The organism is Streptomyces sp. NPDC046862 (genome assembly GCF_040704615.1).
GTDB lineage: Bacteria > Actinomycetota > Actinomycetes > Streptomycetales > Streptomycetaceae > Streptomyces.
The window spans coordinates 1-17,845 of sequence record NZ_JBEYXP010000040.1 but is presented as its reverse complement, the minus strand read 5'-3'; the positions used below and the strand labels follow the sequence as shown (position 1 = coordinate 17,845).

The 17,845-nt window shown below is 71.3% G+C and carries 16 protein-coding genes; 7 read left to right on the top strand and 9 right to left on the bottom strand.

The features are described 5' to 3' along the window. Positions 1-4: 4 nt before the first annotated feature. On the bottom strand, positions 5-1,315 hold the full coding sequence (locus AB0959_RS35205) for a hypothetical protein (RefSeq protein WP_366830798.1): 1,311 nt from the start codon (positions 1,313-1,315) through the stop codon (positions 5-7). Beyond that, on the bottom strand, positions 1,302-1,850 hold the full coding sequence (locus AB0959_RS35200) for a hypothetical protein (protein ID WP_366830797.1): 549 nt from the start codon (positions 1,848-1,850) through the stop codon (positions 1,302-1,304). The genes AB0959_RS35205 and AB0959_RS35200 overlap by 14 nt, the downstream gene beginning before the upstream one ends. Before the next feature lie 92 nt (positions 1,851-1,942). On the opposite strand from AB0959_RS35200, the gene AB0959_RS35195 reads away from it, so the two are divergent. Together AB0959_RS35195 and AB0959_RS35190 are read left to right on the top strand one after the other, a co-directional pair. Continuing rightward, positions 1,943-2,641, top strand: a complete 699-nt coding sequence (locus tag AB0959_RS35195) for a response regulator transcription factor (RefSeq protein ID WP_366830796.1) — start codon at positions 1,943-1,945, stop codon at positions 2,639-2,641. 136 nt (positions 2,642-2,777) lie between these two features. Further along, the gene (locus AB0959_RS35190; protein ID WP_366830883.1) at positions 2,778-4,529 is read left to right on the top strand and encodes a HAMP domain-containing sensor histidine kinase; all 1,752 of its coding nucleotides are present in this window, start codon (positions 2,778-2,780) and stop codon (positions 4,527-4,529) included. 58 nt (positions 4,530-4,587) lie between these two features. Here the strand turns inward: AB0959_RS35190 and AB0959_RS35185 are convergent, their stop codons facing one another. Continuing rightward, positions 4,588-5,799, bottom strand: coding sequence for a 4-hydroxybenzoate 3-monooxygenase (locus AB0959_RS35185; protein WP_366830795.1), 1,212 nt, complete (start codon positions 5,797-5,799; stop codon positions 4,588-4,590). 200 nt (positions 5,800-5,999) lie between these two features. Here AB0959_RS35185 and AB0959_RS35180 point away from each other — a divergent pair, with 200 nt between their 5' ends. The 3 genes from AB0959_RS35180 (at position 6,000) to AB0959_RS35170 (ending at position 8,252) form a co-directional block, all read left to right on the top strand. Further along, entirely contained in the window at positions 6,000-6,491 is a 492-nt protein-coding gene (locus AB0959_RS35180) for a VOC family protein (RefSeq protein ID WP_366830794.1), read from the top strand. 94 nt (positions 6,492-6,585) lie between these two features. Next, positions 6,586-7,365 carry an aminoglycoside adenylyltransferase family protein gene (locus tag AB0959_RS35175; RefSeq protein WP_366830793.1) on the top strand — a complete coding sequence of 260 codons (780 nt, stop codon included), beginning with the start codon at positions 6,586-6,588 and terminating at the stop codon, positions 7,363-7,365. A gap of 80 nt (positions 7,366-7,445) precedes the next feature. Next, entirely contained in the window at positions 7,446-8,252 is an 807-nt protein-coding gene (locus AB0959_RS35170) for a ribonuclease BN (RefSeq protein WP_366830792.1), read from the top strand. Between the two features lie 23 nt (positions 8,253-8,275). Here AB0959_RS35170 and AB0959_RS35165 read toward each other — a convergent pair whose 3' ends face one another. From AB0959_RS35165 to AB0959_RS35155, 3 genes are read right to left on the bottom strand one after another with little or no spacing between them, the layout of a single operon-like run. Continuing rightward, positions 8,276-8,629, bottom strand: a complete 354-nt coding sequence (locus AB0959_RS35165; RefSeq protein ID WP_366830791.1) for a UBP-type zinc finger domain-containing protein — start codon at positions 8,627-8,629, stop codon at positions 8,276-8,278. Then, on the bottom strand, positions 8,626-10,125 hold the full coding sequence (locus AB0959_RS35160) for an ATP-binding protein (RefSeq protein WP_366830790.1): 1,500 nt from the start codon (positions 10,123-10,125) through the stop codon (positions 8,626-8,628). Before AB0959_RS35160 ends, AB0959_RS35165 begins: the two co-directional genes overlap by 4 nt. Beyond that, positions 10,122-11,798, bottom strand: coding sequence for an FAD-dependent oxidoreductase (locus AB0959_RS35155; RefSeq protein WP_366830789.1), 1,677 nt, complete (start codon positions 11,796-11,798; stop codon positions 10,122-10,124). The genes AB0959_RS35160 and AB0959_RS35155 overlap by 4 nt, the downstream gene beginning before the upstream one ends. Positions 11,799-11,961: 163 nt before the next feature. On the opposite strand from AB0959_RS35155, the gene AB0959_RS35150 reads away from it, so the two are divergent. Further along, positions 11,962-12,837 (top strand): universal stress protein, encoded by an 876-nt coding sequence (locus AB0959_RS35150; RefSeq protein WP_366830788.1) that lies wholly within the window; start codon positions 11,962-11,964, stop codon positions 12,835-12,837. On the opposite strand, the gene AB0959_RS35145 is transcribed toward AB0959_RS35150, so the two are convergent. The 3 genes from AB0959_RS35145 to AB0959_RS35135 form a co-directional block, all read right to left on the bottom strand. Then, complete coding sequence (locus AB0959_RS35145; protein ID WP_366830787.1) at positions 12,798-14,078, bottom strand: DUF4032 domain-containing protein; 1,281 nt, start codon at positions 14,076-14,078, stop codon at positions 12,798-12,800. The two genes, AB0959_RS35150 and AB0959_RS35145, sit on opposite strands and share 40 nt — an antisense overlap. Positions 14,079-14,349: 271 nt before the next feature. Then, complete coding sequence (locus AB0959_RS35140) at positions 14,350-16,269, bottom strand: AMP-binding protein (protein WP_366830786.1); 1,920 nt, start codon at positions 16,267-16,269, stop codon at positions 14,350-14,352. 103 nt (positions 16,270-16,372) lie between these two features. Then, entirely contained in the window at positions 16,373-16,873 is a 501-nt protein-coding gene (locus tag AB0959_RS35135) for a hypothetical protein (RefSeq protein ID WP_366830785.1), read from the bottom strand. Between the two features lie 261 nt (positions 16,874-17,134). On the opposite strand from AB0959_RS35135, the gene AB0959_RS35130 reads away from it, so the two are divergent. After that, entirely contained in the window at positions 17,135-17,668 is a 534-nt protein-coding gene (locus tag AB0959_RS35130) for a hypothetical protein (RefSeq protein ID WP_366830784.1), read from the top strand. The last annotated feature ends 177 nt before the right edge of the window (positions 17,669-17,845 follow it).

The window sequence follows — 17,845 nt, the reverse complement described above, 5'->3', positions numbered from 1 at the left end:
GCGCTCACGAGGTCGTCACCACCTTGGTCCCGGCGTCGATGCCCGTGCCGCTGACCTCCACCAGGCCCTTGGAGAACATCCCGGTCCTCACCGCCACCAGACGGCCGCCCGGCAACTGGACCGCGTAGCCGCCCTCGCGCAGTGCCAGCAGGGCGCCGACGGGAACGGTGAGCACGCCCTTGCGGGTCTGCGAGGTGAACCGCACCCGTACCGGGGCGGAGTTCAGTCCGCGTACCGCCGCGGTGTCGCGCAGTGCGATGCCGACGGTCAACCGGGGTTGCCCGGAGGTGTCGTCGCCGCTCGACGCGTCGCTGGTCCGGACGGTGGCGCCGATGGCGGTGATGGTGCCCCGGGCCGTGGAGTCGTCGGGCAGGTTCACCGTCACCGCGTCGCCCCGTCTCATCGAGCCCGCCTCGCCCGGGTCCACCGAGACGGTCACCGACTTTGCGGTGGAGGTGACGGTCATCAGGGTCCCGTCGGCCGCGTCGGCGAGCTGCGCCTGTACGCCGTCGACCCGTACGGCACCGGACAGCACCGTGAGGTCGCCGACGCCCAGCACACCGGTGGGTGGCATGCCGACCGCGGTCTGCCACCGCTTGACGGCGGCGATGAGCCCGGCGGTCAGGACACCGTCACCGCGCTTGACCTGGACGGGCGTTGCCGGGGCGGGGGCGGCGTCGGGCGGGGTGCTCGGCGCCCCCGGGCCGGCCGTGCCCGCCGTGGCCGCCGCGCCTGTCGAGCCCGGCGTCGCCGTCGAGTCCGGCGTCACCGTCGAGCCCGCCGTGGCCGGCGGCCCGGACGAGTCGTCGGGCGTGACCCGTTGTGGTGTGACCCACGTACCGGCGGCGGGCTGTACGCCGATGTCATAGCCGAGTTCCCTGAGGTTGTCCGCCACCGTCCGCACGTCCGGCCCGGTCGTGCCCCTGGCCTCGAGCGTCCGGTACAGGGGCGTACTGCCGTAGAAGACCGGCACCGGAACGTTGTCCACCCGGTACAGCGGTTCGCCCCGCCGTACCGTGGCCCCCGTCGCCGGCAGCCAGGTGATCAGGCCGGCCTTGCCGCCCTTCACCGTTCTCGCCCGGCCGTAGCCGAGGGTCCCGTCCAGCGTCTGGGCGTTGGAGAGGTCTCTCTTGGTCACGACCGCGGTCGCGGTCCGGACAGCGCCGCCGTTCGCGGTGTCCGGCTTCCCGTCGCCGTTCTGCCACGCGGTCACGGTCAACGCGCCCGCCGCGACGACCGCCGCCGCCACCGCCCCGATGACCACGCGCCGTCTGCCCGGCGGACGAGCGGCCCCGGTGTCGTCACTTGTCTCCACCGAACGCCTTCACCTGACAGTCGATCACGAATTCGTTGTAGTGCGGGGCGTTGATGCTGTCTCCGTTCTCCAGGCCCCACTGTCCGTCCACGACCACGCTCTTGATCCCGTGCTCGTTCATGCACTTCACCATGGCGCGTGTGTCGTCGGCATAGTCCGGGTTCTTGGCCGGGTCCAGCTCCGGGGGATCGAGCGGCCGCTTCCCGTCGCAGGCCTTCACTCGGGGATCGTTCGGGGTGACCTTGTATTTCTCCTCCACCCCGTGCTCCTTCAGGCACGCGATCCAGGCGTCGTACATGCGATTGACTTCCTCGTTGGTGCTGTCCAGCCGGATCTGCGGCCGGCCCGCGTCGGGATCGGCGCTCGCGCTCGCCGAACCACCCTTCGCCGCCGGTGTGGTGATCGAGGCGACCTCGCCCTCACTGCCCTTGCCCGCGTCGTCGCTTCCGCCGACGCCCCCGCAGGCGGTCAGGACGAGCAGACCGGCCGCGCCGACGGAGGCGAACACCGCGGCTCGATTGAAGAGGTTCAACATGGCGCAGACCATGGCCCGAAGTTATGACGATCCTGTCAGGACGCGGTCAGAAAGCCGTCTGACCTGATCCGGTCGCCCATACTCTGGCCCCCATGAACGCCCGTGTCCTCGTGGCCGAGGACGACACCAAACAGGCCGAGGTGATCCGCCGCTACCTGGAGAGCGAGGGTCACACGGCCCTGCTCGTCCACGACGGGCGCGCGGCGCTCGACGAGGTGCGCCGCCAGCGGCCCGACCTGCTGGTCCTCGACGTGATGATGCCGGTCGTCGACGGTCTGGACGTGTGCCGCATCCTGCGCCGCGAGAGCGACCTGCCGGTGCTGATGCTGACCGCCCGCAGCACCGAGGAGGACCTGCTGCTCGGCCTGGACCTCGGCGCCGACGACTACCTCACCAAGCCCTACAGCCCGCGCGAGCTGATGGCCCGCATTCGTACCCTGCTACGGCGGACCCGGGCGTCCGGCACCGCGCAGGACCCCGTACTGCGGGTCGGCGCCCTCGCCGTCGACCCCGTGCGCCGCGCCGTCGAGATCGAGGGCCGGCAAGTGGCCTGCACGCCGGGTGAGTTCGACGTCCTCGCGGCGATGGCCGCCGAACCCGAACGGGTCTTCACCCGGCGCCAGTTGCTGGCGTGCACACGCGGGGACGACCGTTACATCACCGAGCGCACCATCGACGTACACGTCCTGAACCTCCGCAAGAAGATCGAGCCCGTACCCCGGCAACCGGTCTATCTCCAGACGGTGTTCGGCGTCGGCTACCGCCTCACCGACGGCACTCGTGTCCGCTGAGACGGGCAGGAAGGGCGCGGGCAGGACCAAGAGCGCGGGCGGGACCAAGGGCACGGGCGGGACCAAGGGCGCGGGCGGGACCAAGGGCGCGGGCGGGACCAAGAGCGGCGGCCGACTGCCCTTGCGACGGAGTCTGCTGGTCCGGCTGCTGGCGGCGTCGATCACCATCGCCGTGTGCTCGGTCGCGGCCACCGCCTGGCTCGCCGCGCGCACCACCACCAGCGCCATCCAGCAGGAACAGGGACAGGTCCTCGCCGACGACGCCCAGATCTACGACACGCTCATCGGCTACGCGGCCGACCACACCGACTGGTCCGCGGTGACGCCCACCCTGAACCGGCTGACCGAGCGGACCGGGCGTCACATCACCCTGACCACCCAGGACCGCCGGCCCATCGCCGCGTCCGGCACCGGGACCACCCTCCCCACCAGGGCCTCGGCGCTCGTCGACCCCCTGCGGGCCGACCCGGCGCTGCTGCCCGGCGTCAAGGCGGACGGTATCGACCCGCGAGCGGTCGGCCCGTACCGACTGCCAAAAGCCGAGCGCCAGGAACTACTGGGCCGCGTGGAGAAGCTGCAGTCCTGCCTGCGCGGTGCCGGTTACACCGCCGGAGTCACCGAAGCGGCGAGCGGCAGGCCCTCCCTCGTCACCACCGGCGACAGCGGCATCCAGCAGAAGATCAGCGCGGTGTGCGCTCTGTACACACTCGACGATCCCACTCCCACCGAGAAACGGGCGCTCGACCGGCTCAACGCCCTCGTCGGTGGCTGCCTGAAACGCCAGCACCTGAGCCCCGTGGCGGTCGGCCTCAGCTTCGAACCCACCGGGAACGGCGACGAGGCCGTGCAACGGTGCGTCGACACCGCCCGTCGCGAGCAGCTCGCCCCGTACGTCGCTCCGCCCGCGCTGCTGTTCGTCGCCACCCCGGCCGGATCGGCCGAGCCCGGCTTCGACCTCTCGTCGGCCAACACGGCCCGGGTCGCCGGTGTCGCCGCGCTCGTCCTCGTCCTGACCGTGGCCGTCACCGTCACGGTGGGCACCCGGCTGGTCAGGCCCCTGCGGGCACTGACCGACGCCGCCCGCCGCCCGGCCCGGCAGCATCTGCGCGTACCGGTGACCACCAACGACGAGATCGGTCATCTGGCCGCCGCCTTCAACGACCTGGCGGAGCGCCGCGAGCGCGTGGAGGTCCAGCGCAAGGCGATGGTCAGCGATGTCGCCCATGAACTGCGCACCCCGCTCAGTACGATCCGCGGCTGGCTCGAAGCGGCCCAGGACGGCCTGGCCGCCTCCGACGACGCGTTCGTCGCCTCCCTGCTGGAGGAGGCCCTGCTGCTCCAGCACATCGTCGACGACCTCCAGCACCTGGCACAGGCCGACGCGGGCAGGTTCCGTCTGCACCCAGAACCCCTGAACCTGCGCGAACTCCTCGACCACGTGGCCGCGGCCCACCGGGGCAGGGCCGAAACCGCCGGCGTCACGCTCACCACCCGCGTCGAGGACACCCCGACCCTCCACGCCGACCCCGTGCGCCTGCGCCAGACCATCGGCAACCTGCTGTCCAACGCCGTCCGGCACACCCCTCCCGGAGGCGCCGTCACCCTCCGCGGCCGGTGTGCCGGCGACGAGGTCGTGATCGAGGTCGCCGACACGGGCACCGGTATCGCCGCCGACGACCTGCCCCGCGTCTTCGACCGCTTCTGGCGCGCCGACAAGTCCCGCAACCGCCAGACCGGCGGCAGCGGACTGGGCCTGGCCATCGTCCGCCAGCTCACCGAAGCCCACGGCGGCACGGTCTCGGTGACCAGCACCACGAACACGGGGACGGTCTTCACACTGCGCCTGCCACGCACCTCCGACGGAGAGGCGACTGAACCCGTTCCATGAGCTTCTGGTTCAGCCACCCGATCGACACGGGGAGGCTAGGGCGTGTCTCAGACAGGCCCTAGTGGTCGGTCTCCTTGCCCAGGAACAGCTCCGCGAAGGCGGTCGCGGCGGCGGGGGAGCCGAGGACCCGGCGCAGGCGCGCGGACGCCGCCCCCGCGCGGAAGGGATCACCGGACGACGGCCCGTGGTACAGCTCGGACAGCCACTGCGAGAACTCCTGGTAGTGCCAGACCCGGCGCAGGGCCGCCGCCGAGTAGTCGCGCAGCCCGCTGTCGTCGCCCTTGCCGCAGTACGCGGCGAGCGCGTCGCCGAGGAGCAGCGCGTCGTGCAGCGCCAGGTTCATGCCCTTCGCCGCGATCGGTGCCACGAGGTGGGCGGCGTCACCCGCGAGGAACAGCCGTCCGTACGCCATCGGTTCGGTGACGTAGTTGTGCATGTCGAGCACGCGCTTCTCGACGAGCCGGCCCTCGGTGAGCGGCGGCGCCCCGCGCACGGCCAGGCGGGCGTGGAGCTCCGACCACACCCGCTCGTCCGGCCAGTTCTCCGGGTCGTCACCCGGCGGGCACTGAAGGTAGTAACGGGTGACCTCGGGGCTGCGCGCCATGTGGCCCGCGAAGCCCCTGGGGTGCACACCGAGGATCACGCAGTCGGAGGACGGCGGTGCCTCGGCGAGAAGCGCCAGCCAGCCCACGCCGTGGTCGTGCCGTGCGACGGTCGTGGACGCGGCCGGCATCGCGGTGCGCGTGACCCCGCGCGGCCCGTCGCAGCCCGCGACGAACTCGCAGCGCAGCAACCGCCGTTCACCGGTCTCCGGGTCGGTGTACGACACGGAGGGCCGCTCGGTGCCAATGTCGTGGAGCTCGACGTCGCGTACGCCGAACCGGATGTCGCCGCCCCGCACGTCGGCGTACTCACGCACCAGGTCGGTCACCAGCAGCGGCTGCGGATAGACGTAGTGGTGATGTCCCGTGATCTCGGTGTACGGGAAGCGCTGCCGCTCGCCCTCGAAGCGGAACTCGAACTCCGTGTGTGTGGGCGCCCGTTCCACGATCCGGTCGGCGAGACCGCGCCGGTCCAGAGCCTGTACCGCCCACTCCTCCAGGAAGCCCGCACGAGGCCGCTGTTCGATGAACTCACGGCTCTCGATCTCCAGGACGACGCAGTCGACGGAGGCGGTCCTCAGGATATTGGCGACGGTCAGCCCGGCGGGCCCGGCACCGACGATCACCACGGGAACATGCCGCACCGGCGCGGAGGAGGGGGTGGTCACCCGACCATTATGCGGGCGCTCACCGGCCCACGCCCTCAAGTCCCTCCACCCTCAGGGGCGTTGCCCGAAACAGGCCGGAATGCGCCCCCGAAGCCCCTCGACGTGCCTCCGCGCGCCTGGTTGACCACGCGCCGCTCGGCCCTAGAGTGAACCAACGCCGACTGATTGAAACCCAAACTGTCTTTGGTGAGGAGTTCCACGTGGACCCTGCGGACCTCGCGGCGATCGAGGCGGAACGCGCCCGCATCCGGGACCGGTACCTGACGGCGGACCGGCCGGCGAGCAGCGCGCGCGGCGTGCACCACGTGGCGCTGCTCTCCCAGGACGTCGAGCGGACGGTGAGGTTCTACCAGGGCCTGCTGGAGTTCCCGCTCACCGAGATGATCGAGAACCGCGACTACAAGGGCTCCACGCACTTCTTCTTCGACCTCGGCAACGGCAACCTGCTCGCCTTCTTCGACTTCCCCGGCCTCGACCTCGGCCCGTACGCGGAGGTCCTCGGCGGACTCCACCACGTCGCCATCTCCGTCGAACCCACCACCTGGCGCCGGCTGCGCGACAAGATCGTCGCCGCGGGCGTGGACCACCAGGAGGAGAGCGGCACGTCGATCTACTTCCGCGACCCCGACGGTGCCCGCGTCGAACTGATCGCCGACCCGCTCGGCGAGATGTACGGGACGTCGGTGGTCTGAGTCCCGGCGCAGGGGTCATCCCGGCCCCACGGTGTCACGGGCACGGCGGAAATCCGGTGGTCCGCCGGCTCTCCGCCCGCCTACCATCGCGCCCGTGACACAGCTCGACGACGTCGTACGGCTGCTGCGCAGCGTGCTCGGTGACGACCTCGTCGGCGCCTACCTGCACGGTTCCGCCGTGCTGGACGGTCTGCGCCCGAGCAGCGACCTGGACGTGCTGGCCGTGGCCGGTCGCCGGACGAGTGAGGACGAGCGACGCGCCCTGCGCGACGGACTCATGCGCCTCTCCGGTCCGCGGGCCGCGGGCGGTCCGGCCCGCCCCGTGGAGCTGACCGTCGTCGCGCGGGACGACGTCCGCCCATGGCGCTACCCACCGCGCTGCGAGTTCCTGTACGGCGAATGGCTCCGTGACGACTACGAGCGAGGCGTCGTGCCCGAGCCCGCCCCCACCCCCGACCTCGCGCCTCTCATCACGATGACGCTGCACGGCGACACGGCACTGCTCGGCCCGCCACCCGCCGAGGTCCTCGCGCCCGTACCGCACGAGGACCTGCGCCACGCGATCGTCGCGGGCGTCCCGGACCTCCTCGCCGACCTGGAGTCCGACACCCGCAACGTCCTGCTGACCCTCGCCCGCGTCTGGACGACCCTCGCGACCGGCACCATCCGGTCCAAGGACGCGGCGGCAGGCTGGGCGCTCGGCCTCCTCCCGCCCGGACACCACCCCGCCATGGCCCTCGCCCGGGCGGCCTACCGTGGCGAACAGCCTGACGACTGGCAGGCCCACATGCCGCAGGCCCGGGCGCTCGCCACGTTCATGGCCGACGAGATCCACGACCACGACAGGCCGCGCGCTGAAGGACGCCCGGTCTGAGGTGCTCCAGTCGGGTGGCCTGGCGCCACAGGTGTGCGGGCATGCCGGGTACGCGCGCCGGGCCTGCTTACCGTGCGTATGTGGTGGCTCATCGAAGCCTGCGGGCGCGCTGGCACGACTCGGCCATCGGACGGCTCTGGCAGCACGGCGCCGAACTGGAACTCCTGCACCGGGCCATGGGTTTCGCCGCGCTCGGCCTGGTCACTCTGGCGCCCTTGCTGATCGTCGTCGCGGCGGCAGCACCCTTCCAGCAGCGGGGCTTCGCGCTGTGGGTGATCGACGGCATGAGCCTGTCGGGGCGGCCGGCGGAGGCCGTGCGGGAGCTGTTCTCCGCTCCGCGCATGGTGCTCAGCACGACCAGCGTGTTCAGTGTGCTGGTCCTGGCGCTGTTCGGCGTGGCCTTCGGGTCCAGCGTGCAGAACGGCTACGAGAGGATCTGGGAGGTGGCCGCGGGCCCCTGGCACGCGGTGTGGCGCCAGGTGGTGTGGCTCGCCGCGCTGACGGGATATCTGTATGCCGAGGCGCAGAGCGGCGCGTTACTGCGGGAGGGAGTGGCTCAGTCAGCTGCCCGCATCACGCTCGGCGCGCTCTTCGGCCTGCTGTTCTTCTGGTGGGGTCAGCACTTCCTGCTCGGTGAACGCGTGTCGTGGTGGGCACTGCTTCCGGGTGCCCTGGCCACCGTGGCGGGCCTGGGGGGCCTGCGCTGGTTCTCGTTCCTGGTGTTCTCACCGCTGATCGTGGACAACGCCGTCACCTACGGCCCCGTGGGTACCGTGCTGATCGTGCAGTCCTGGCTCATCGGCGTCGGCTTCGTCGTCTTCGGCGGCGCGCTGCTGGGCCGCCACGTCCACGATGCGTGGGAGGCGCGGCAGCAGCGGGCGAGGTGATCCTCGGCTGCCCGCGCCTCCGGTCAGCGCCGCAGCATCTCGGGCCAGTTCGACGGCACGCGCCCCTCCGGTCCCGGTACCGGCTGGTCGGCGGGGTGGGCCAGCGGGTGAGCGAGGTCGGGGCCCGACTCGTACATCTCCGAGGTCTCGTAGTTCCAGAACCAGGCCTCGCCCGGCTCGTAGCTGCGGATGAACGGATGACCTGCCTCGCGGGCGTGGGTGCTCGCGTGCTGCGCGGGAGAGCTGTCGCAGCAGCCGACGTGCCCGCACTGGGTGCAGCGCCGCAGATGGAACCACCATCCGCCGCCGGCGTCGCACTCCGCACAGCCGGACCCGCTCGGCGGGACGCTCGGGTCGATTCCGGCGGGCAGGGTCATGACGCCTCCTCAGGGGTCGCGAGTGCCTCCGCTGTCTCGTACGTCTCGGGCGCCTCGGGCGTGTCGGAGTCCGCCGTCAGCGGAAGCCGCACCTGGAACCGCGTGTCGCCCGGCGCGGACTGCACCTCCAGACTCCCGTGGTGCTTGTTGACGACGATGCGCCACGAGATGTCCAGCCCGAGGCCCGTGCCCTGTCCGACCGGCTTCGTCGTGAAGAACGGATCGAAGATGCGGCCGCGGATGTCCGGCGGAATCCCCGGCCCCGTGTCGCTGAACTCGACCAGCAACTGTTCCCGGTCGAGCGCCGTGCGCACCGTCAGCGTGCCCTCCCCGCCCGCGTCGTTGATCGCCGCGACGGCGTTGTCGATCAGGTTCGTCCACACCTGGTTCAGCTCGCCCGGGTAGGCCGGGACACGCGGCAGGGAGCGGTCGTAGTCCTTGACCACCTCGATGGTCGAACCGATCTTCCCCGACAGCATCAGCAGCGTGCTGTCGAGGAGTTCGTGCACGTCGGCGATCCGGTACGGCGCACGGTCGAGCTGCGAGTACTGCTTGGCCGCGTTCACGAGACCGGAGACACGGCTGGTGGAGTCCTCGATCTCGTTCATCAGGAGCTCGGTCTCCACCGTGTAGTTCAGCCAGCGCACGGCGCCTTCGAGGACCTGCTCGTCCACGGCCGCCGCCACCTGCTCCAGCCAGTCGGTGTCCAGGCCGGCCTGCACGAACGTCGGCGCGAGCTGCCAGCCGCCCTCGATGCCGTGGTCGTCCAGCCACTCCTCCAGCGCGTCCTCCCGGTCGGACGCCTCCAGCGGGCTGAGCGGCGTCGCCTTGGCCACCTGCTCGGCCGTACGCTCCTGGATCTCGACCAGCGTCTGAAGCATGTCGCGCTTGTAGGGGCTCGCCGCGATCATGCCGAGCTTGTGCCGCATCCCGGCCACGCGCTCACGCAGCGCCGAGGTGGCCCGGACCGCCGCCGCGGCCGGGTTGTTCAGCTCGTGCGTGAGCCCCGCCGACAGCGAGCCGAGCGCCAGCAGCCGTTCGCGCTGTCCGACCGCCCGCTGGGTGTTCTGGCTGCCGAAGAAGAGCCCTTCCAGCAGGTGCACGGCCATGGGAAACCACTCGCGCAGGACGGAGGCGAACGTCTCGGCCGGCAGCACGAAGAACCGCGAGGGCTCGGTCACCCGCATGGAGCCCTTGTAGCGGGCCTGATCCGGGGCGGCCAGATAGGCCTGCATGGCGCCCGCGTACACCCCGCGCTGAGAGGTGCGGCTGATCTCCACGTCGTCGTCGCCGACACGCCGCGACATCACGAGGGTGCCTTCGAGGAGGACGTAGAAGCAGGTGGCGGGCTCACCCTCCCGGTAGGCGTAGCCGGGCTCGACCCTCTCCACGCGTCCCTCACGGCACAGGCGCGCGAGCTGCTCCCCGTTCAGCTCCTCGAACAGGAAGAGTGTGCTGAGCTCCTCCACGTCGCACGGCAGCGGCTCCCCGCTCATGACTGCTCCAGATACCGGTGGACGAGCATCACGGCCATCGCTCCCTCTCCCACGGCGGACGCGACCCGCTTGGCGGACTCCGCGCGCGCGTCCCCGGCGACGAACACGCCGGGCACATTGGTCTCCAGGTGGTACGGCGGCCGGTCCAGCTCCCAGCCCGGGGGCGGCCCGCCGTCGGCGGTCAGGTCGGGACCGGCCAGGACGAACCCGTGCTCGTCCCGCAACAGCGTGCCCTCCAGCCAGTCCGTCAGCGGCGCGGCGCCGATGAACACGAACATCCACTGCGCGCCGACGAGTTCGGTGCCTCCGCTCGCCACGTCCCGCAGGGTGAGCTGCTCGAGATGGTCCGTGCCGTGGGCGGACTCCACGACCGTGCCCGTCCGCACCGTGATGTTGGGCATCCCCTCGATCTGCTGGATCAGGTAGTGCGACATGGACGCCTCCAGCGACTCCCCGCGCACCAGCAGCGTCACCGACTTCGCGTGGCGCGCCAGGTACATCGCCGCCTGACCCGCCGAGTTCGCCCCGCCCACGATGTACACGTCGTGCCCCTGGCAGGCGGCGGCCTCGGTCAGCGCCGACCCGTAGAACACGCCGCACCCGGTCAGGTCCACACAGCCCGGTGCGTCGAGCTGTCGGTACGACACGCCGGTCGCGAGGATCACGCTGTGCGCGGCGATCGCGGAACCGTCGGAGAACCGGATCGTCCGCGACGCCCCGTTGACCTCAAGGCCGGTGACCTCGCGCGCCGTGAGGATCTCGGCCCCGAACTTGGTGGCCTGCCGCCTCGCCCGGCCCGTGAGCTGGGCCCCGGACACACCGTCGGGGAAGCCCAGGTAGTTCTCGATCCGTGAGCTCTGGCCCGCCTGACCACCCGTCGCGGAACGCTCCACGAGCACGGTCCGCAGACCCTCCGAGGCCCCGTACACGGCCGCCCCGAGCCCGGCCGGCCCGCCCCCGATGACGACCAGGTCGTAGAAGTCCTCGGCCGGCGTCGTCGCCAGCCCCACCCGGTCCGCGAGCTCGGCGTCGTCGGGCGCCACCAGCGGCGTACCGTCCGGCGTGACCACGAGCGGCAGCCGCTCACCGTCCGAACCGGCGGCCGCCAGCAGCCTGCGCCCCTCCGGCTCGTCGGACGAGAACCAGCGGTACGGCACCTGATTGCGGGCCAGGAACTCCCGTACGCCCGACGACCTCGCCGACCACCGGTGCCCGACCACCTTCGTCACACCCACGCACGTCCGGTCCGCCGACCGCCAGGCCTCCAACAGGTCGTCCAGGACCGGGTACAGCTTCTCCTCGGGCGGGTCCCACGGCTTCAGCAGGTAGTGGTCGAGGTCGATCACGTTGATCGCGTCGATCGCCGCGTTCGTGTCGGCGTACGCCGTCAGCAGGATCCGCCGGGCCCGGGGGTAGACGTCGAGCGCCTGCTCCAGGAACTCGATCCCGTTCATCTGCGGCATCCGGTAGTCGGCCAGCAGCACCGCCACCTGGTCACCGCGCAGCTTGAGCTCCCGCAGCGCCTCCAGGGCACTCTCGCCGGACTCGGCCCGCACGATCCGGTACGACTCGCCGTACCGGCGGCGCAGGTCGCGGGCCACTGCGCGCGAGACCCCCGGATCGTCGTCCACGGTCAGAATGACGTTCCGTGCCGGGCCCGCGGCCTGAGCCATGCGTCTCCCATCCCGCCCCGGGCACCGGTCGGCGCCCGCTCCCGGCCATCGTATGGTCGATCGTCCCGTTCCGCTCCGCAACGGGGATGCACTCCGGGTGCCGGGGAAGGAACGGTCCGTACGACGACGCACGACAGTGACCCAGCGAGGGGGAGGCACCCGTATGACCCGCCCGATCACCGTGGGAGTGGACGGAACGCCCGAGAGCGAGGCCGCCGCGGCCTGGGCGGGCCGGGAGGCCGTCCGCCGCGATGTGCCCCTGCGGATCGTGCACGCCTGGCAGCGGCAGCCGACCGACGTCGCCGTCACCGTGGACCAGGACACCCAGGCAGAGTGGGCACGCGACCTGGTGCGGGAGGCCGAGCGGGCCGCCGGCGAACGGCACCCGGGCCTGACCGTGACCGCCGGGGTCCTGGAAGGGAGGACGGCCGTCGAGTCCCTCGTGGCAGCGGCGGCGGAGGCCGAGACGCTGGTGCTGGGCTCGCGCGGGCACGGCGCGATCGTCGGCTTCCTGCTCGGCTCCGTCGGCCAGCAGGTCCTCTCCGAGACCGAACGGCCCCTCGTCCTCGTCCGCTCCGACGACCACCCGGAGGCCGAGGCGGGCGGCCGCGAGATCGTCGTCGGCCAGCACGGCGGCCCCGAGGACAGTGCCGCCGCTCTCCGCTTCGCCTTCGAGACGGCAGCCGCCCGCGGCGCCGGACTGCGCGCCGTACGGGCCTGGAGCCTGCCCCCTGTGTTCGCCTACAGCCCCGGCTCGATGAAGCTCGCGGACGAGGCCGGGGGCCTGGAGCCGTATGAGAGGGAGGCGCTCGGCGAGGCGCTGCGGCCCTGGCGTGAACGCTTCCCCGAGGTGCCCGTCACCGAGCACGTGGAGATCGGCAGCGCGGCCCAGGTGCTGCTGTCGGTGGCCGGACGGGCCCAGCTGATGGTGGCCGGGCGGCGCGCCCACCGCCGCGCGGTCGGCTCACGCATCGGCTCGGTCGCCCACGCCCTCGTGCATCACGCGCCCTGCCCGGTGGCCGTCGTACCGCCCTCCTGAGCCGCCTCGGCGATGGCGGCCTCGGGGAGCGTCGCACGCACCCTGGGCAGGACGTTGTCGACGTAGTCCTGCACGGCCACGTCCAGACCGATGTCGTGCTGGGCCCGCTCCGACAGGTACCAGCGGTGTTCCAGCAGCTCGTGGTACAGCTCGGCCGGGTCCATGGAACCGCGCAGGTCCAGAGGTATCGCCCGCACGGTCGGCCGGAACACGTCGCGGACCCAGCGGTGGGCCAGCACCTCCGGGCGGGCCGTGAGGGGATCGCCGGGCGCGTAGTCGTCCTGGGTGGCCATCCAGCTCTCCAGGTCCGTCAGGAGCCTGCGCGCCTGGTTCTCCTCGGCGTCGAGACCGGTCAGCCGCAGCAACTGGCGCGGGTGGTGACCGGCGTCGACGACCTTCGGCACGAACGTGACCTTGTCCCCGTTGTTGGAGTGGGTGATCTGCATCTCGGCGACGTCGAAGCCGAGCTCGTTGAGGCGGCGGATGCGGCGCTCGATGTAGTGGTGCTTGCCCGCCGGGTACACCGACGTGCGGGTCAGCTCCTGCCACAGGCTGTGGTACCGCGCACAGATCTCCGTACCGAACTCGATCGGGTCCACGGACGGGTGCAGCGCCCCCGACGCCTCCAGGTCGAGCAGCTCCCCGCTGATGTTCACTCTGGCCAGGTCGAGGTCGTAGTCGCGCTGCCCGTCGCTGAGCCGTGGGTGCAGTTCGCCGGTCTCGGCGTCCACCAGGTACGCGGCATAGGCTCCGGCGTCCCGCCGGAACAGGGTGTTGGACAGCGAGCAGTCGCCCCAGGCGAACCCGGCCAGGTGCAGCCGCACCAGCAGCACGGCCAGCGCGTCCATCAGGCGGTGCATGGTGGCGGGCCGCATCGTCGTCTCGAACAGCGACCGGTACGGCATCGAGCCACGCAGGTGCCGCGTGATCAGCACGGGTTCCAGGTAATGCCCCTCCGCGTCGGTGCGGCCGGTGACCACGGCCAGCGCGTCCACCGTGGGGATGCCCAGCCGGTCCAGGTCCCGCAGCAGCTCGAACTCCCGCACCGCGGGCCGCTCGGCGAGCTCCTTGACCGCGACGACCTCGGAGCCGGCGCGGGCGTAGCGCACCACGTGCCGCGAGATGCCCCGGGGCAGCGGCACGAGGTGGTGCTCGGGCCACTCCTCCAGGGGCAGGTGCCACGGCAGGTCCAGCAGCAGCGCGGGATGCTCCGGGTTCGTGGCGCTGATCTGCAATGCCATCGGTGTCGTGCCTCGCCTCACGGTCGTCTGTCGGTCGCTCGCAGGAGCATCTCCGCACTTCGACGGCCGTCACGTCAACCTGAGGGGGATGGTCTTCACGCTCCGTACAGGTCTACGGGCACCGCCCGTCATCCTCGCGGGGGCGTAGCCCCCAAAGGGGCGCGGGGCTGCGTCGATATGCGGCTCCGCCGCGTGGGCGCGACCAGCCACAACCGGCCCGCAGCCGCGAGAACAATGCCGGCCACCCCTCCCGTAGCGCCCCCGAAAGAGCTCACCGCACGCGCCGGAACACATCATCCGCATCGTCCCAGCTCATCGACTCGTCCACGGCCGGCAGGCTCCGGCGGGCCGCGCGCGACGACTGGTACATCGCGTCGATCTCCCCCTCGTACCGCCGCGTGATGGCGTCCCTGCGCAACTTCATCGACGGGGTCAGCAGTCCGTTGGCCACGTCGAACGGCTCCGGCAGGATGCGGAACACCCGGATCGACTCCGAGCGCGAGACCGTGCTGTTGGCCGCGCCGATGGCTCGCTGCACCTCCTGCCGCAGCGCGTTCTCCTCGCGCGCCCCAGGGCCGGACGCGTCACCCTGGTCGAACAGGCCCCGGCGCCAGTGCTGTACGAAGTCGGGATCGAGTGTGATCAGAGCCCCGACGCAGGGCCGGTTGTCGCCGACGACCACCGCCTGGTGGATGAGCGGATGCACCCGCAGGAGCTCCTCGAGCGGCGCCGGTGCGACACTCTTGCCTCCGCTGGTGACGATGATCTCCTTCTTGCGCCCCGTGATCGAGAGATAGCCCTCGGAGTCGAGCTGCCCGATGTCGCCGGTGGCCAGCCAGCCGCCGCGCAGGGCCGTCCGGGTGCTGAGCTCGTCGTTGATGTAGCCCTGGAACACCGACGGGCCGCTCACCATGATCTCGCCGTCGTCCGCGACCCGTACGTCCACGCCGGGCAGCGGGCGCCCCACGGTGCCGAACTTCTCCCGCCCCACGGGCTGTGCCGTGAGGCCGCCACAGGTCTCCGTGAGCCCGTAACCGTCGTGGACGAGAATTCCGATTCCCGAATAGAAAAGGGCGAGATCGCGATTCAGCGGAGAACCGCCGGACACCGCCCCGCACACCCGGCCGCCCAGCGAGGCCCGCAGTTTCCGGTACACGGCCTTCTCGTAAAAGGCGTGCTGCAGCCTCAGATCGACCCCCGGGCCGTTGCCCCTTCCCAGACGGTGCCGCTCGACCGTCAGGGCATAGTCCTGAGCCGTACGCACCGCACGTTCGAACAGGGCGCCCCGACCCGCCTCCTGGGCGCGCCTGAGAAAGTTCTTGTAGAGCTTCTCGAAGATGGACGGAACGCCGTAGAGAAACGTCGGCCGGAACGACAGGAAGTCGGCGCCGAGGGTTCCCTCGCGCAGCTCGGGTTCGTGTGCCATCAGGATCCCGCCCCGCAGACACAGGTTCTGGATCATCAGGCCGTACACGTGCGAGAAGGGCAGGAAGGCGAGAACCGCCGGCTGGACACCCGGCGGTGCCGTGGTGTGCCGCCAGCCGGCCAGCAGCGTGTCGCACGGGCTCGCCAGACCACGGTGCGACAAGGCGCATCCCTTGGGGCGCCCGGTCGTCCCCGACGTGTAGGCGATCACCGCGGTCGAGTCCGGCAACACGATCCGGCGCAGCGAGTCGACGGTCGGCTCCGGCACCGACGAGCCCCGCTCCACCAGCAGCTCCAGCGAACCGTCGTCCAGCTGCCACACATGGCGCAGCCTGGGCAGCCCGGCGCACACCGAGCCGACCGTCATCGCCCCGAGCGCGTCCTCGACCACGACACCGGCGCAGTCGGCGTCGCCCAGGATCCACTGCACCTGGTCGCGGGACGACGTCGGATAGATCGATACGACCTCGGCGCCGACCGTCCACAGGGCCAGACTGAGCACCGTCCACTCGTAGCGGGTGCGCGCCATGATGGCGATCCGGTTGCCCGGCTGGATCCCGCTCGCGACGAACCCCTTGGCGAAGCCGACCACTTCGTCCCGCAGTTCGACGGCGCTGACCTGCGTCCATGTGTCCGTGGCCGGGTCGGTGCGGCGCGCGACCAACGGCAGGCCGGGATCACGGCTCGCCGTCTCGAAGAGACTGTCGGCGAGCCCTCCCGTCACAAGGGGGGCGACCAGTGGGGCGGAGGTCCGGAAGGTCTGCATGCACTTCCTGTGTCGTTCCTGAGTGTCGCCGGTGGTGTACTGGCGGTGATCGAACGTAGCGCATGTGGTGGCCGCCCGTGGGGCGAATGGGCAAGAGACGCCGTCAGGGCCGGGCGTACTCCTGGCGCACGGCACCGGCGAGCTGGGCCAACGCCTCCTCGGAGCGAGCGCGGTCCTCCTCGTCCAGGGCGGCGAGCGCGTCGGCCGCGGCCTCCCGGACACGGCTGGGCACCTCCTCCAGCGCCGCCATGCGATAGGCGACGGTGCGCCGTGCCAGACGCTCCTCGGGGCTGACGCCGCCGGGCCCGGACCGGGGGAAGACAGCGGCCTCGTACACCGTGACGTGCAGCAGCACACCGTGCGCGATCCCCTCGCCGTACCCGCGCAGACCGGCCTCCCGCTGCGCCTCGGCGAACCCGGCGAGGGCCCGTCTTCGCACGAGGAACGAGCCGGCCATACCGGCCGCACCCGCACCGGCCGCCGCGGGCAGCGCGACGATCGCGCCCCCGAGGAGAGCGCCCACGATCGCCCCTGTCGCGGTCGTGAGACAGACCAGTCCGGTGGTGAGCAGGAGCAGGGCGCGCGTCGGCGTGAAGGGGGCCATGCGGAGCAGTCTGCCAGCAACCGTTTTCTCCGTACCTGATCACGCAGGAACAGTGTGCGCGCGGGGTGGCGGTGTACTGCGGAAGTGTGATGTGTGGCACGTGGGGGATCGGGGTCGAAGTCCCGGCGCGACGAATCGTGGCTGGGCACGGCTTGATCGCTGATCACTCGACGGAAAAACCCGGCTACGGGATCTCTCGCCCGTTTGACAGTGTGTCCGGCGCGTGGATAAAAGCGTTTCGCTGATGTCGGGAGGTGGAGAGTGCGCGTGCCCAATGTGATCGGGGACTGGCAGGAGTGCGACGGTGGGCACGCCGGCCTGCGTGTACGCGTCCACGGCGTGGAGCGGACGGAGCCTCCGCGGGGGCGTGACGACGCGGCCGAGGGGCTCGTCTATTTCCGGTTCCGCGTGACCGTGGAGAACCGTGCCAGTACGCACTTCGGTATCCACGTGGAGGACGGCCAGTTCGACGTACGGACCGGCCCGGACGGCGAGAGCGCATTCCTCGACTGGCGCAATTCCCAATTCATCGAAGGATTCGATCTCTATCCGCTGCGGCGCGCCACGGCCGTCATCTACGCCGCGGCCGTCGATTCGTCCCTCGCGCGTATGGACATCCAGATCCAGCTGAGGACGGACGAGGAGTGGGCCGACCGTTATCTGTGGGCCGGTGGTATCGGTGCGGACGGGGATGTCCTGGGCCGTGACGCGGCCCTGGACGGGACGGGGGAGGGGCTTGCCTGTCAGGTGAGCAGCTTCCTTCAGCGGGAGGCGGAGCAGGGGCCGGGCTGCTGAGGGATTTGTTTCGCCCCCGCCCCTACGCGTCCCATCCCCAGGCGCGCTGCCCCTTCGACCCCGGCCGGGGCTGCTTTCCGGGCCGCGGGGAACTGCACGGTTTTCAGGGGCGCGGGGAACTGCGCGACCAGCCCCCACCCACCCGCACCCAACCCACCCACCCCGGAAACCCCCGAC

Coding starts and splice junctions, on each gene's coding strand:
- AB0959_RS35200 (WP_366830797.1), bottom strand. CDS start 1,850: ATGTTGAACCTCTTCAATCGAGCCGCGGTGTTCGCCTCCGTCGGCGCG.
- AB0959_RS35195 (WP_366830796.1), top strand. CDS start 1,943: ATGAACGCCCGTGTCCTCGTGGCCGAGGACGACACCAAACAGGCCGAG.
- AB0959_RS35165 (WP_366830791.1), bottom strand. CDS start 8,629: ATGACCCTGCCCGCCGGAATCGACCCGAGCGTCCCGCCGAGCGGGTCC.
- AB0959_RS35160 (WP_366830790.1), bottom strand. CDS start 10,125: ATGAGCGGGGAGCCGCTGCCGTGCGACGTGGAGGAGCTCAGCACACTC.
- AB0959_RS35155 (WP_366830789.1), bottom strand. CDS start 11,798: ATGGCTCAGGCCGCGGGCCCGGCACGGAACGTCATTCTGACCGTGGAC.
- AB0959_RS35150 (WP_366830788.1), top strand. CDS start 11,962: ATGACCCGCCCGATCACCGTGGGAGTGGACGGAACGCCCGAGAGCGAG.
- AB0959_RS35145 (WP_366830787.1), bottom strand. CDS start 14,078: ATGGCATTGCAGATCAGCGCCACGAACCCGGAGCATCCCGCGCTGCTG.
- AB0959_RS35140 (WP_366830786.1), bottom strand. CDS start 16,269: ATGCAGACCTTCCGGACCTCCGCCCCACTGGTCGCCCCCCTTGTGACG.
- AB0959_RS35135 (WP_366830785.1), bottom strand. CDS start 16,873: ATGGCCCCCTTCACGCCGACGCGCGCCCTGCTCCTGCTCACCACCGGA.